The organism is Streptomyces sp. NPDC002018, from assembly GCF_042890865.1.
In the GTDB taxonomy this organism is placed as follows: domain Bacteria; phylum Actinomycetota; class Actinomycetes; order Streptomycetales; family Streptomycetaceae; genus Streptomyces.
This window is the reverse complement of the sequence record NZ_JBIASO010000003.1, coordinates 147,488-160,434: the sequence shown is the minus strand read 5'-3', so window position 1 is coordinate 160,434 and position 12,947 is coordinate 147,488. Positions and strand designations below refer to the sequence as shown.

Below are 12,947 nucleotides of genomic sequence, written 5' to 3'. Positions count from 1 at the left end.
CCGGTGGAGATCCCCCCGGTGGAGATCCCCCATGGCCTGTCCACGCCTGAGGGCTGATCCCGTAGGCCACGCGATCTACTTGGTGTTGCGCGCCAGTTCCAGGGCGTAGTCCGGATACCAGTCGCCCGCCTTCGGGCCGCCCTTGCAGTCGCCGTCCGACTCCCCGGGCCGCTTCACCCACAGATACGCCTTGACCAGCGGGTCACCGGTGTCGGTGGTCGGCGCCTCGCCGAGGGCGCGGCCCGGCGGGTTGCACCAGTTCTCGGCGGGGTCGCCCCCGGTGTACGGGCCGTTGCCGTTGCGGCTGGTGTCGATCACGAACGGCTTGCCGCCGACCTTCTCGGAGAGCCGTCTGCCGAAGTCCGCGCTCGCCGCGGTCGGATAGAAGTTGGAGACATTGACGGAGAACCCGTCCGCGTCCGCGATGCCCGCCCACTGGAGCGGTTCGAAGAGGGCGTCGGGCGACTGCCAGCCCGCGTTGCCCGCGTCGAGGTAGACCGACGTGCCCGGCTGCTCCTTGAGCCGCTTGACGGCGCCCTTGAGCAGGTCGTACCGCTCCTCGTGGTACGCCTCGGGCGTGCAGCCGTCCACCAGGTGCAGCACGGCGTCGGGCTCCAGGATCACCGTGGCGCGGCGGTCGCCGATGCCCTGGGCGACCTGGTCGACCCAGGCCCGGTACGCGTTGCCGTCCGAGGCCCCGCCCTTGGAGAACTGGCCGCAGTCGCGGTGCGGGATGTTGTAGAGGACCAGCAGGGCCTCCCGGTCGGCCTTCGTGGCCGCCTCGGTGAAGCCCCTGGCCTGTGCCTCCGGGGTGTCGGGGCCGATCCACTCGGCGGCCGGCTGCGCGGCGATCCTCCTGATCAGCGCGGCGCTCCGGGTGTCTCCCCCGTCGGTGTACGCGGCGGACTGACGGGCCGCCGTACCGTCGGGGTTGACCCAGTACGGGGCCTCCGCCTTGGGCCGCTGGCCTATCGGCGCCGCCTTCGTACCGCCGTCGCCGTCCCCGTCCCCGCCGCCGTCACCGCCGGAGGAACAGCCCGCCACCAGCAGTGCGGCCCCCACCGACGCGCCCACCGCCCCGGCCCGCAGCACCGCGCGTATCCGCGCAGCACGACCGGAATAACTGCCGTACATCCACTCCCCCTTGGTGGCCCGTGCCGAGGCCGCCAATCCTGGCATACCGCCACCGGCCGTCAGGCGGATCGTTCCGCTTCGTGGACGAGCCGTGACCGCCGCGCCGGGAGGGACCGGGTGCCGTACGTCGGCTGACGACCCGTACCTCGTACGCGAGGCGGAGATCCGCGTCTCCCCCGCCGGGCGGGGATCGGCGGCTCGGCCCCGGGCAGGGACTCGTACCCCCGATGGGGACACGTATCTCGTGCGTCGGGCGGGAATCGGCGGCTGGTGCGGCAGCCGGGAATCGGCGGCTCGCGGGGCGCCGGGGCCGTGCGGCAGGCAGGGGCCCGGGGCCGTGCGGCAAACGGGGGCCCGGGGCCGTGCGTCAGAGGGGGATCCGCGCCTCGCGGAGGGCGATCCCCTCGGCCGGTCCCTGGAAGAGCGCCGGTTCCGGCCGCCGCGGCGGTGCCGGATCCCCCGCGGCGCGCCCCGGCGGCAGGGCCAGACCGGCGGGGCGGCCGACCGCCGCCACATCGCCGGTGGTGGGGACCGCGGGACCGGTGGCGGGGCTCGCCCCCTTGTCACGTCCCCAGTACCAGAGCGCCAGCAGAAGCACGGCACAGGTGACTCCGGTCAGCAGCCTGCCGACCCCCGCGAAACGGTCCCGGGTGTTCATGTCAGTCCGACCCCCGTGAGACGTCGCGCTGCCGCCGCGCGCTTCGCCGCCCCACCGCGACCGCCGCCACTCCCGCCAGGACCAGGCCGACGACCGCCTGCGGGGCGCCGGGCCCGGTCGATTCGACGGGCTCCGCGGGCTCGACGGGCCGGACGGACTCGGCGGGTCCGACCGACGCGGCGGGCCCGGCGGGCCCGAACGGCTCGACGGGCCCGAACGGCTCGACGGGCCGCGCGGGTCCGGTGTGCACGGCTCCGGCCGCGGCCGGTGCCGCGGACACCGGACCGCTCCCGTCGTCGGCCTGGACGGCGGTCGTGCCGAACACCGGTACGGCCACCAGGACGGCGGCCGCGCACGCGGCACGGAGACGGAGAGGGGGCAGCCCTGAACGCATCGTGAACCTCCTGATACTCAGAGACTCACCGGTACGACGGCCTTCCGCATCCGCTGCACGCGGCTAACGCGCGGCACCCCGCGCTGACGTGCTCAGATGAGATCCACAAGATCGGCGATCGAGTCAACGACCGTGGAGGGGCGGAAGGGATAGCGGTCGATGTCGGCGGGAGTCGTCACCCCGGTCAGCACCAGGAAGGTCTCCACCCCCGCCTCCAGACCGGCCAGCACATCGGTGTCCATCCGGTCGCCGATCATCGCGCTGGTCTCGGAGTGCGCCCCTATCGCGTTGAGCCCGGTCCGCATCATCAGCGGGTTGGGCTTGCCCGCGAAGTACGGCTCCTTGCCGGTCGCCTTGGTGATCAGCGCGGCGACCGCGCCCGTCGCGGGCAGCGGACCCTCGGTCGAGGGACCCGTCTCGTCGGGGTTGGTGCAGATGAACCGCGCCCCGCCGTTGATCAGCCGGATGGCCCTGGTCAGCGCCTCGAAGCTGTAGGTACGGGTCTCACCGAGCACCACATAGTCCGGCTCGTGGTCGGTGAGGATGTAGCCGATGTCGTGCAGCGCGGTGGTCAGACCCGCCTCGCCGATGACATAGGCCGTGCCGCCGGGGCGCTGGGCCTCCAGGAACTTGGCGGTGGCGAGTGCCGAGGTCCAGATGTTGTCGACCGGCACGTCGAGCCCCATGCGGGCCAGCCGCGCCTGGAGGTCGCGCGGTGTGTAGATGGAGTTGTTGGTGAGGACGAGGAAGGGCTTGCCCGACTCTCTCAGTCGCTTGACGAACTCGGCGGCGCCGGGGATCGGGATCCCTTCGTGAATGAGCACACCGTCCATGTCGGTGAGCCACGACTCGATCGGCTTGCGCTCTGCCACTGGACTGTTCTCCGCTCTGCGGTGGCCAATACTCCATGGTCCGATCCGCCCAGCCTAACGAGGGCGCGCCCTGGACGGTAAAGGCGTCCGGGGCGCGGCCGGAACACCCCCGGGCGGCCCCATCCGCCGACGGCGGACACCACCGGCGAGCGCACTTCCGCGCCGCCCAACTCCCCTCGCGGGGCGGTGAGATGGACCTGACGGCGCGGTGAGGGGGATGGTGGGTGGGCCTCCGGAGCGCGTCAGGGCCGGTCGCTGTCGGGGTCGGCCTGGCATCAGGACCGATCGCCGTCAGGACCGATCGCCGTCAGGACCGGCCGGTGTCAGGGACCGGGCTTCGTACGGAGCCGTCGGACGCCCATGGCCAGGACGGCTCCGGCCAGCAGCAGTGCGGTGACCGCGGCGGTACGGCCGAGGAGATCACCGTCGGACGCGGTACGGGCGAGGTGCGAGGACCCGGGCAGCCGGTCGCGGGGGTCGGGGTACCCGGCGGTAGGGGCGGGCGTACGCGGAACACCGCGGCCACCGTCGTGCGCGCCGTTCCCGCCGGGGCCACCGCGTTCGGGTTCGCCACCGGGCCCGTGGTCCGCGCCGTCCCGGTGGCCGCCGCTGTCCCCGTCGCCTCCGTCCGCGCGGACGGAGAGACGGTAGGCGTTGGACTCACCGACCCACTCGCCGTCACTGCCCCGGCGCTGCACGGTCGCGGCCGTGACGATGACCTTGTTCGCCTCCGTGCCCGCAGCGAACGCGAGCCGCGCGCGGACGCTGACGGTACGGCCCGCCGGTACGGCGAGGCCCGGCGAGCCGTCGTCGAGGACACCGATGATCTCGTCCTGCTCGGTCTTCTCCAGCGGCAGGGTCCGCCAGCGCCCCTCGCCGTCGGTGATCTCCAGGGTGAGCTGGGAGACGCCGAGCGCCCGGTGGCGGTCGACCAGGACGAGGACGGGATGGATGTCCCGGCACGCCTCACCGGTGGTGTTGGTGAGATCGAGGGTCCAGGTGCCCGCGCTGCCGCCGGGCCGGTAGTCGTCGGGTCCGCCGTGGATCTCGGTCGTGATCGGGAACTCGGGGTCGGACACCTTGCCGCACCTCGGTTCGCGCATCCTCGTGGCGGCGGCGGTGACGGCGCTGACGAGGGCGGGCGCGGTGGTGGGGGTCGGGCTGGGGGCGGTCCTGGGCGGCGCGCCGGCCGCCGCCGTCGGCGCGCCGGTCAGGGCGGCGGCGACGGCCGCGACGGTCACGGCGGCTGCGGTGACTCCGGCGGCGGGGACGGGACGCAGTCGCATGGATGACATGGCGGTGACAGGGCCTTTGCTGATCGCGAGGCGGTCGGGGCGGTCGGACGGTCAGGGCGCGTTACCCGCTGGAGGTCGGGAACGCTCCTCTGACGGCCCGGCCGCCACCAGAACCTCCGACGCTGTCATGCGACCGCCGGCCGGCCGGGACGCCACCACCCCAGACGGTCGGAAAATCACACAAATACACTCCCCCGGCCCAGCCCACCTCACCCCGGCGCACCTCACCTCGCCTCAGCTCAACTCCGCAGCCCGGCTCAGCTCCGCGCCGCCCGGCGCGACTCCGCTCAGCTCAGCTCAGCTCCGCGGCCCGCCGATGCCCGAAGAGCGGCGCGAGGACGAGCTGCGCCGCCCCCTCGGCGACCGGATACGGACCGCCGTCGGCCGCCGTGACCGGGATGACCGCGCCCCGGGCGCGATCGGCCACGACGGCACCCACTCCCCGTACGAAGCACTCTTCGTGCGCGGCCACCGTCCGCCCACCCAGCAGCACCCGGTCGATGTCGAGCAGCCCGACGAGATTCGCCGCCCCGGCGCCGAGCACCCGCGCGGCCTCGGCCAGATCGCCACGGGCGACGGCGGCGAGGCAGAGCGCCTCCACACAGCCACGGTTGCCGCAGTCGCACGGGGGGCCGTCGAGCTGGATGACCTGATGGCCGAACTCCCCCGCCCCGGTACGGGCCCCCCGGTGCAGCGCGCCGCCCAGGACGAGCCCGGCGCCCAGCCCCGTACCGAGATGGAGATACGCGAAGGAGTCGCCCGGCCCGCGCGGCGCGAGGCCGAGGGCGGCGGCATTGGTGTCCTTGTCGAGCACGACGGGGAGCTGAAGCCGGGCGGCGAGCGCGTCGCGCAGCGGAAACCCCTCCCACTGGGGAAAGCCGGTGACGCGCCCCGGCACGCCGGTGCGATGGTCGAGCGGTCCCGGCATGGCGACCCCGACCCCGAGCACGTCGCGCACCTCGGGCCGTACGGGTTCCCGCCGTACGGGCCCGGCGCGCAGCGCCTCGCCGTGCGCGGACCCGGCCTCGCCGTGCGCGGACCCGGTACGGGCCGCCCCGGTACGCGCCGCTCCGCCGTGTCCCGACCCGGTGTGTCCTGCCCCGGTGTGTCCTGCCCCGGTCCGGGCGGGTCCGGTACGAGCCGGGCCGGGCCGTGCGGGTCCGGTGCGTACGGGACCAGGGCATACCGACCCGGCTCGCGGCGCCGACCCGGCTCGCAGTACTTCCGCCCGTACCGCGTCGACCTGGACCGCCGCCGCCTCGACCACCCGTTCCGCCCCCGCGCCGAGATCGAGCGGAACCGTCCGTACGGCGACCGGCGCCCCGGACAGGTCCACCAGGACCGCCGTCAGCTCGTCGCGGTCCAGATGCAGACCGACGGCGTACGCGGCGGACGGGACCAGCCGCAGGACGGTCCTCGGCTTGCCACCCGTGGAGGCGCGGCGTCCGGCCTCCGTCGCCATGCCCTCCGTACGCAGCCGGGCCGTGATCTTGCTGACCGCCTGCGGCGTGAGCCCGGTCCGCTCGGCCAGTTCCAGTCTGCTGATCCCGCCGTCGCCCGCCGCGCGCAGCAGGCCGAGCACCAGCCCCGCGTTGTAGCTGCGCGGCGTCGGCGGACCGACTTCCCCGGCATCCCCGTTTCGTCTCTCCACGTACGCCATTGTCCCCCGTGGTTGCACTTTGGCAACGCCGTTGCTTAAGTGGCACCATGACCTTGACTGGCACCCGCACCGGCCCCCCTCTGCGCGTCGGACTCGTGGGCTACGGCCTCGCGGGCTCCGTCTTCCACGCCCCGCTGATCACCGCCACGGACGGACTCGTCCTCGACACCGTCGTCACCGGTAACCCCGAACGACGGGAGCAGGCGCGGGGCGAGTTCCCCGACCTGCGGTTCGCGGCGTCGCCGGACGAGCTGTGGGAGCGCGCCGGCACACTCGATCTGATCGTCATCGCCTCCCCCAACAAGACGCATGTCCCGCTCGCGACAGCCGCTCTCCAGGCCGGACTGCCGGTCGTCGTGGACAAGCCCGTCGCGGGCACCGCGGCCGAGGCGCGCGCACTGGCCGCGCTCGCCGAGGAGCGCGGGCTGCTGCTCTCCGTCTTCCAGAACCGCCGCTGGGACAACGACTTCCTCACCCTCGCCCGTCTTATCGACACCGGGCGGCTGGGCGAGGTGCAGCGCTTCGAGTCCCGTTTCGAACGGTGGCGGCCGGAGCTCAAGGGCGGCTGGCGCGAGTCGGGCGCGGCGGAGGAGTTCGGCGGGCTGCTCTACGACCTCGGCAGCCATGTGGTGGACCAGGCGCTGGTCCTGTTCGGCCCGGCGGAGCAGGTCTACGCGGAGGTGGACGTACGCCGTTCCGGCGCCGCGGCCGACGACGACACCTTCCTCGCGATCACCCACGCGAACGGGGTCCGCTCCCATCTCTACGCCAGCGCCACCGCGGCCCAGCTCGGGCCGCGCTTCCGGGTGCTCGGCTCCACGGCCGGCTATGTGAAGTACGGACTCGATCCGCAGGAGGCCGATCTGCGCGAGGGCAGGCGGCCGGGCGCGGACACGAGCTGGGGCGTGGAGCCGGAGTCCCTGTGGGGGCGGATCGGCGCGGGGGAGTCACCGCTCTCGGGAGGCGGCCACCCGGTGGAGACCGAGCCGGGCGACTACCCGGCGTACTACGCGGGGATCGCCACCGCGCTGCGCAAGGGCATCGCGCCCCCGGTGACGGGATACGAGGCCGCGGCGACGCTCGACGTACTGGAAGCGGCGCGCCGCTCGGCCCAGGAGGGCACCACGATCACCCTGGACACCGAGTCATGAGCGCCCCCGTACCCGGGCCGGAGCCGATCCCCGAGCCCCAGCCGGATCCCGTACCTCAGCCGGATCCCGTACCGGGACCGGATCCCGTACCCGAACCGGATCCCGCTCCCACGGTGGCCGAACTCGAAGCGCAGGAGGCCCGTCTGATCCTGCGTCACTTCACCTACGACGACGCCTGGGCCCTGGGCGGTCTGCTGGTGAAGCTGGCACGCGAGCGGAACGCGCCGGTGGCGATCGACATCCGCCGGGGCGCCCAGCAGCTCTTCCACTGCGCGCTCCCCGGCTCGTCGGCGGACAACGACGCGTGGATCGACCGCAAGCGCCGGGTCGTGGAGCGGTACGGCGCTTCCTCGTTCCTCGTGGGCGCGCGCTTCCGCGCGAAGGGCACCACGTTCGAGGAGTCCTCCCGCCTCGACCCGGACCGGTACGCGGCCCACGGCGGTTCGTTCCCCCTCACGGTGGAGGGCGCGGGCGTCGTCGGTACGGTCACGGTCTCGGGACTGCCGCAGGCCGAGGACCACGCGATGGTGGTGGCGGCCCTGGAGGAGTTCCTCGGCTGAGCCCGCCGGGGCATGGGCGCGAGCGGTGCGGCCGACGCGAGTCCCCGCGCCGCTCGGCGGGCCGGGCGGCGCGGGGACCGATGCCCCGCGCCGCACCCCACCACGTGCCGCCCGCACCGCGCCGCACGGGCCTCGCGCCCGCCGGGGGCGCTACGCGTCCTTGAACTCCTGGCGCTGCGTGCCCAGCCCGTCGATCTCCAGCTCGACCACATCACCCGCCCGCAGATACGGCTTGGGCTCCGGCTTGCCCAGCGCCACGCCGGCCGGTGTCCCCGTGTTGATGACATCGCCCGGGTACAGCGTCATGAACTGGCTGACGTACCGCACGAGTTCGCCCACCCCGAAGATCTGGTCGGCGGTCGTCCCGTTCTGCTGGAGCTCCCCGTTCACCCGGAGCCTCAGCGGCAGCGCCTGCGGGTCGGGCACCTCGTCCGCCGTCACCAGCCAAGGACCCAGGGGGTTGAACGTCTCGCAGTTCTTCCCCTTGTCCCACTGGCCGCCGCGCTCCATCTGGAACTCGCGCTCGGAGACATCGTGCGAGACCGCGTACCCGCCCACATGCGCGAGGCCCTCCTCCGCGGAGTCGAGATAGCGCGCGGTCTGTCCGACGACGACCGCGAGTTCGACCTCCCAGTCGGTCTTGCGGCTGCCCCGGGGGACCAGAACCGTGTCCTCAGGTCCGACCACTGTGTCCGGCGCCTTGAAGAAGATGATCGGCTCGGCCGGTATCTCCGCACCGGTCTCGGCGGCGTGATCGTGGTAGTTCAGCCCGATACACACGATTTTTCCGATCCGGCCGAGCGGGGGGCCGATCCGTACGCCCTCGGCGTCGAGTACGGGCAGTTCGCCCGAGGCGGCCGCGGCCCTGATCCGGCCCAGCGCGTCCTCGTCGGCGAGCAGGGCCCCGTCGATGTCCGTGACCAGCGCGGACAGATCCCGCAGGGTCGTCCCGTCCTCATCGAGCAGCGCCGGGCGTTCCGCCCCCGCCGTACCGACACGCAGCAGCTTCATTCCTCTGTCTCCCTCTGGTCGAGCGATTGCCAGGCCGATGGGCATGGCCATCGGGGGATCGGCTGATCCTCCAAGACATCGGATCACTCCGCAAGTCCCGGTTCACAGCCTGGACCGCCCCGCGCCACACCCACCAGGACCATCCCCACCAGGGCTCTCCCCACCCCTGCGCTCTGTTGTCCCCCGCCCTCCCCCTGGCGGGCGGTCCGTACCCCCGTCACCCCCGTCCGCGTCGCGTCCGCGCCTCCGTCGCGCCTCACCCGCGCTCGTCGCGCTCGTCGTGCTCGTCGGGCTCGTCGTGTTTCGTCTACGCCGCGGCGGCCGGCACCACCCCCGCCACCGGCATGTCGCGGTAGAGGAAGTACCGCTCGACCGCCGTCCAGGTCGTACTGGTCACCACGTACAGCGCCGCCGCCAGCGGCACCACACCGACGGTGAAGAGCGTCGCGAAGGAGAGCAGCGGCATCATCTTCGTCATCGCGCCCATGCCGGGGACCTGCCGGCCGTCCGGTCCGGCCGGCATCGCGGGCGCGTTCGCGAGCTGGATCCTCATCCGCCGGTAGGTGAAGGTGGCGACCCCGGCGACGATCGCGAAGAGGGCCAGGTACACCAGCCCCGCTCCCCCGAACATCCCGCCGTGCGCGAGCGCGTCGGTCCAGCGGTCGCCGAGGGGCGCGGCGAAGAGGGAGTGACCGAGCAGTTCGTTGGGACCGCCGCCGATCGTCCGGTTGGAGAAGAGGTGGTACATCAGGAAGAACGCGGGCATCTGCGCCAGGCTGGGCAGACAGCCGGACAGCGGCGAGACCTTCTCCCTGGCGTGCAGTTCCATGAGCGCCTTCTGCATGCGCTCGGGGTTCTTGCCGTGCTTCCTGCGCAGTTCGGCGATCTGCGGGGCGAGCCTGGTACGGGCCTTCTGGCCACGGGCGGACGCGCGGGACAGGGGATGGACCGCGAGCCGTACGCAGGCGGTGAACAGGATGATCGCGGCGGCTGCCGCTCCCGTGTGGAAGAGCGGCTGGAGCAGATCGGCGAGACCGGTGACCAGGTTCGCGAAAAGGGACATGAGAACGGACAAGGTGAGCCCTCCGAGGGGTCTCGTCGTGCCGGATGGAGGCGGCCCGGCCGCGGTACGCGCGCGGTGAGCGCGCGGTACGGCTGGGGAACCGCCGGTCCGCCGAGAGGCGGCGATACGGCGTGACGACCCGCGTGGGATGACGTGGGGTTACCGGAATCGGTACGCCCCGGAGCCCCTGCGCCCTAAGAGCCTGCGCTCTTGGGACCCCGGGAGCCTGTGCCCCTGGGGCTTACGCCCACGCAGACGTCGCGGGGCGGCGTCCGGGTGCTCGGGGGCGGGTGCGGCCCGACGCGTCGGGATCCCGTTGCGGGAGGAAGGCGGTGCGTTGCTCGCGGTCGCGGATGGCCGTCCGTACCCGGTGCGGCGGGTGGGCCGGCACGGAACGCGCGCTGATGACGGCGCAGACGGCGAGCGCGGAGCCCGCGGCGGCGGTGGCGGCGAGCGCGACGGCGGCGGAGAGGCTGCCGGCGTCGAGGAGCAGGACCTCGGTGAGCAGGAAGAGCAGCAGCCCGGCGGGGCGCAGCAGCCGGAGCGCGCTGCGCACCATGGCCTGCCCCTTCCGTCTCATGCTCGTCCTCACACTCGCTCTCGCCGTACCCGTCCTCGCACGGCCACAGCCACGGCCACGGGCACGGGTCGTACTCGTACGACTCCTACCGCTTCAGCCGTTATACACGATCGGCCTCAAGGGGCTGAAGCAGTCGGCGGGGCCCGAGCAGGGCCCGGCCGACCGGATTACGGGGCTCCGGGTCCAGCCCTTCGCCCGGCAGCATCTCCACGTCCCGGGGCGGTACGGCCGTACCGCAGGCCGGGCATTCGCCGTACGCGCCCAGTTCCGTACCGCAGACGGCGTGCGTGAACACGCGCAACCGCTCCGTATCGTCCACATGCTCGGTGCCCCAGACGGAGAGCGACCGGAGGACCGGCCAGAGGGCGAGCCCCCGGTCGGTCAGGACGTACTCGTCACGCGGGGGCGCGTCCTGGTACCGCCGCTTCTCCAGGACACCGGCCCGCTCCAGGGCCTGGAGGCGGGCGGCGAGGACGGCACGCGGCAGACCGAGATGGACGAGGAAGTCGTTGTAGCGCCGGACGCCGTAGAAGGCGTCCCGGACGACCAGCAGCGTCCAGCGCTCACCGACGACCTCCAGCGCGCGGGCCATCGAGCACTGCTGTGTCACGTAGTCCTTGCCCAGAGCCATGGAATCACCTTAACCAGGTTTGGGTTCAATGAATGAACCTACGCTGCTAGGGTCGGCCGGGGTGGTGAGTTCATTCACCGAACCCGTGCAGACCGAAGAGACCAGCCGCCGAGGGAACGAGATCGTCATGGCCCAGGCCCAGCCCACGCCCCAGCCCACGCATCGGACCGCACAGCGGCCCGAGGAGCCACCCGGGACCGGAACCGGTACGGGGGCGGCAGCGGCAGCGGGACCGGGATCGAGGAGCGCGCAAGCGACCGAAACCGGAACCGGTACGGGGACGGGAGCCGGGACGGGGACGGGAACAGGGGCCCGGACGGGGGCCGGCGCCACGATCGTCCACGCGCCCGCGCCTCCGCACCCCGCCGCCACGCTCGCGGTGACCAGCGCCGCCACGACCGTCGCCCTGATGAACTACACCGCCCCGCTGCTCACCCTCCCGAGCATGACCGCCGCCTTCGGCACCCCACTCTCCGGCCAGGCCTGGCTGCTGAACGGCGCACCGCTCGGCCTCGCGGCCGTCCTGCTCATCGCGGGCAGCCTCGCGGACGACTTCGGCCGACGCCGGATCTTCCTGCTGGGCACCCTCGCCCTCGGGATCACCACCGCGCTCGGCGGCCTCACCGACAGCACGCTTCTGTTCACCCTCGCCCGGGTCGCGCAGGGCGCGGCGAGCGCCGCGATCATCGCGAGCAGTCTCGGACTGCTGGTCCACGCGTTCCCGGCCGGTCCGGCGAGGATCAAGGCGACCGGGGTGTGGGGCGCGTTCGTCAGCGCGGGGATAGCCCTGGGACCGCTACTGGCCGGCGGACTGAACGGACTGAACGGCTCCGGCTGGCGGCTGACCTACGGGGTCCTCGCGGCGGCCGCCCTCGTCACCGCCGGCTTCGCCGTCCGCGCGCTGACGGAATCGAGGGCGGCCCGGCGGAACAGACCCGATGTGCCGGGTGCGCTGGCCCTCGCCCTGGCCTTCACCGCGCTGCTGAGCGCGCTCACCCTGGGGCGCGACGGCTGGCTGCGGGCGCCCGTTCTGCTTCTGCTGCTGGCCGCGGTCGTCCTCGTCGCCCTCTTCGCGGTCGTCGAACGCCGCACCGCCGCACCGCTCTTCGATCTGGGGCTGCTGCGCCGGCCGCTGTTCGGGGCGGCGTCGACGGGCGCGCTGTTCACCGGGCTCGCGGTGATCGGTCTGATGAGCTATCTGCCGTCGCTGCTCCAGCAGACCATCCATATGTCGGCGCTCGGGGCGGCCTGGCTCTTCCTGCTCTGGTCGGGTACGGCGTTCCTGGTGGCCCTCCAGGTCCGGCGGCTGTCGGGGCGGGTGGCGGCCCGCCACCAGTTGGCGCTGGGCTTCGTCCTGCACACGGCGGGCGCCCTGGGGATGCTGGGCGCGCTGGACGCGGGGTCCTGGGTGCGGCTGGTGCCCGGCCTGTTCGTCGCGGGGGTGGGCAGCGGTCTGCTGAACGCCGCGCTGCCCCGGCTGTCCGTCGAGTCGGTCCCGGCGAAAAGTGCCGCGATGGGCTCGGGCGCCAACAACACCGCCCGCTATCTCGGTTCGTCTGCCGGTGTCGCGCTGATCATCGCGGTGGCGACCTCGGTGGCGGACCCGGCGCACGGTACGGACCTGGCGATGCTGGTCTCGGCGGGCCTCACGCTCCTGGGCGCGGCGGCGGTGCTGGCGCTACGGGAGCGCCGCGGCCAGAGCCCGACGCCGTAACGGCCGCCCCGGCGGGCCGACCAGGGGGCCCGCCGGAACCGCCACCCCGACGACCGGCGACGCCGGCCGAACCGTCGGCGCCCTCGGATCCGTCGGCGCCGCGCGACCGGGGACGCACCCGCGTGTGCCCGGGGGCGCAGCCGCACACGGACGGGCGACCGCACGGGGGAAGAACCGTCGCGCCGAGCGGCCACCGTGCGAGAAACGCCACGCCAGGGAGACGC

The 12,947-nt window shown here is 73.4% G+C and carries 13 protein-coding genes; 3 read left to right on the top strand and 10 right to left on the bottom strand.

What is annotated here, in order from left to right; all coding sequences use genetic code 11:
• Positions 1-75: 75 nt before the first annotated feature.
• The 6 genes from ACFYYH_RS06355 to ACFYYH_RS06330 form a co-directional block, all read right to left on the bottom strand.
• A complete protein-coding gene (locus ACFYYH_RS06355; RefSeq protein ID WP_388547252.1) occupies positions 76-1,134 on the bottom strand; it encodes a glycoside hydrolase family 6 protein in 1,059 nt (352 codons plus the stop codon).
• 367 nt (positions 1,135-1,501) lie between these two features.
• Positions 1,502-1,792: a hypothetical protein gene (locus ACFYYH_RS06350; protein ID WP_388546649.1), complete on the bottom strand. Its 291-nt coding sequence runs from the start codon at positions 1,790-1,792 to the stop codon at positions 1,502-1,504.
• 1 nt (position 1,793) lies between these two features.
• Positions 1,794-2,186, bottom strand: a complete 393-nt coding sequence (locus tag ACFYYH_RS06345; protein ID WP_388546647.1) for a hypothetical protein — start codon at positions 2,184-2,186, stop codon at positions 1,794-1,796.
• Between the two features lie 92 nt (positions 2,187-2,278).
• Positions 2,279-3,058 (bottom strand): HAD-IIA family hydrolase, encoded by a 780-nt coding sequence (locus tag ACFYYH_RS06340; RefSeq protein ID WP_388546646.1) that lies wholly within the window; start codon positions 3,056-3,058, stop codon positions 2,279-2,281.
• Positions 3,059-3,381: 323 nt separating this feature from the next.
• The gene (locus ACFYYH_RS06335; RefSeq protein WP_388546643.1) at positions 3,382-4,344 is read right to left on the bottom strand and encodes a hypothetical protein; all 963 of its coding nucleotides are present in this window, start codon (positions 4,342-4,344) and stop codon (positions 3,382-3,384) included.
• 301 nt (positions 4,345-4,645) lie between these two features.
• Entirely contained in the window at positions 4,646-6,013 is a 1,368-nt protein-coding gene (locus ACFYYH_RS06330; protein ID WP_388546641.1) for an ROK family protein, read from the bottom strand.
• 47 nt (positions 6,014-6,060) lie between these two features.
• Between ACFYYH_RS06330 and ACFYYH_RS06325 the strand changes: the two genes are divergently transcribed.
• Together ACFYYH_RS06325 and ACFYYH_RS06320 are read left to right on the top strand one after the other, a co-directional pair.
• Complete coding sequence (locus ACFYYH_RS06325) at positions 6,061-7,164, top strand: Gfo/Idh/MocA family oxidoreductase (protein WP_388546638.1); 1,104 nt, start codon at positions 6,061-6,063, stop codon at positions 7,162-7,164.
• Complete coding sequence (locus tag ACFYYH_RS06320; protein WP_388546635.1) at positions 7,161-7,724, top strand: heme-degrading domain-containing protein; 564 nt, start codon at positions 7,161-7,163, stop codon at positions 7,722-7,724. The genes ACFYYH_RS06325 and ACFYYH_RS06320 overlap by 4 nt, the downstream gene beginning before the upstream one ends.
• A 150-nt stretch (positions 7,725-7,874) precedes the next feature.
• Here the strand turns inward: ACFYYH_RS06320 and ACFYYH_RS06315 are convergent, their stop codons facing one another.
• From ACFYYH_RS06315 to ACFYYH_RS06300, 4 genes are all read right to left on the bottom strand, one after another.
• Positions 7,875-8,735 (bottom strand): fumarylacetoacetate hydrolase family protein, encoded by an 861-nt coding sequence (locus ACFYYH_RS06315; RefSeq protein WP_388546633.1) that lies wholly within the window; start codon positions 8,733-8,735, stop codon positions 7,875-7,877.
• A gap of 307 nt (positions 8,736-9,042) precedes the next feature.
• On the bottom strand, positions 9,043-9,810 hold the full coding sequence (locus tag ACFYYH_RS06310) for a YidC/Oxa1 family membrane protein insertase (protein ID WP_388546631.1): 768 nt from the start codon (positions 9,808-9,810) through the stop codon (positions 9,043-9,045).
• Between the two features lie 229 nt (positions 9,811-10,039).
• Positions 10,040-10,378 (bottom strand): DUF6412 domain-containing protein, encoded by a 339-nt coding sequence (locus ACFYYH_RS06305; protein WP_388546629.1) that lies wholly within the window; start codon positions 10,376-10,378, stop codon positions 10,040-10,042.
• 100 nt (positions 10,379-10,478) lie between these two features.
• Complete coding sequence (locus ACFYYH_RS06300; RefSeq protein ID WP_388546626.1) at positions 10,479-11,009, bottom strand: winged helix-turn-helix transcriptional regulator; 531 nt, start codon at positions 11,007-11,009, stop codon at positions 10,479-10,481.
• 61 nt (positions 11,010-11,070) lie between these two features.
• Between ACFYYH_RS06300 and ACFYYH_RS06295 the strand changes: the two genes are divergently transcribed.
• The gene (locus ACFYYH_RS06295) at positions 11,071-12,723 is read left to right on the top strand and encodes an MFS transporter (protein WP_388546623.1); all 1,653 of its coding nucleotides are present in this window, start codon (positions 11,071-11,073) and stop codon (positions 12,721-12,723) included.
• Positions 12,724-12,947: the final 224 nt, after the last annotated feature.

Bases quoted from the DNA above. Each gene is read 5' to 3' on its own strand.
- ACFYYH_RS06355 (WP_388547252.1), bottom strand. From the start codon at position 1,134: ATGTACGGCAGTTATTCCGGTCGTGCTGCGCGGATACGCGCGGTGCTG.
- ACFYYH_RS06350 (WP_388546649.1), bottom strand. From the start codon at position 1,792: ATGAACACCCGGGACCGTTTCGCGGGGGTCGGCAGGCTGCTGACCGGA.
- ACFYYH_RS06305 (WP_388546629.1), bottom strand. From the start codon at position 10,378: ATGAGACGGAAGGGGCAGGCCATGGTGCGCAGCGCGCTCCGGCTGCTG.
- ACFYYH_RS06330 (WP_388546641.1), bottom strand. From the start codon at position 6,013: ATGGCGTACGTGGAGAGACGAAACGGGGATGCCGGGGAAGTCGGTCCG.
- ACFYYH_RS06320 (WP_388546635.1), top strand. From the start codon at position 7,161: ATGAGCGCCCCCGTACCCGGGCCGGAGCCGATCCCCGAGCCCCAGCCG.
- ACFYYH_RS06335 (WP_388546643.1), bottom strand. From the start codon at position 4,344: ATGCGACTGCGTCCCGTCCCCGCCGCCGGAGTCACCGCAGCCGCCGTG.
- ACFYYH_RS06315 (WP_388546633.1), bottom strand. From the start codon at position 8,735: ATGAAGCTGCTGCGTGTCGGTACGGCGGGGGCGGAACGCCCGGCGCTG.
- ACFYYH_RS06300 (WP_388546626.1), bottom strand. From the start codon at position 11,009: ATGGCTCTGGGCAAGGACTACGTGACACAGCAGTGCTCGATGGCCCGC.
- ACFYYH_RS06345 (WP_388546647.1), bottom strand. From the start codon at position 2,186: ATGCGTTCAGGGCTGCCCCCTCTCCGTCTCCGTGCCGCGTGCGCGGCC.
- ACFYYH_RS06325 (WP_388546638.1), top strand. From the start codon at position 6,061: ATGACCTTGACTGGCACCCGCACCGGCCCCCCTCTGCGCGTCGGACTC.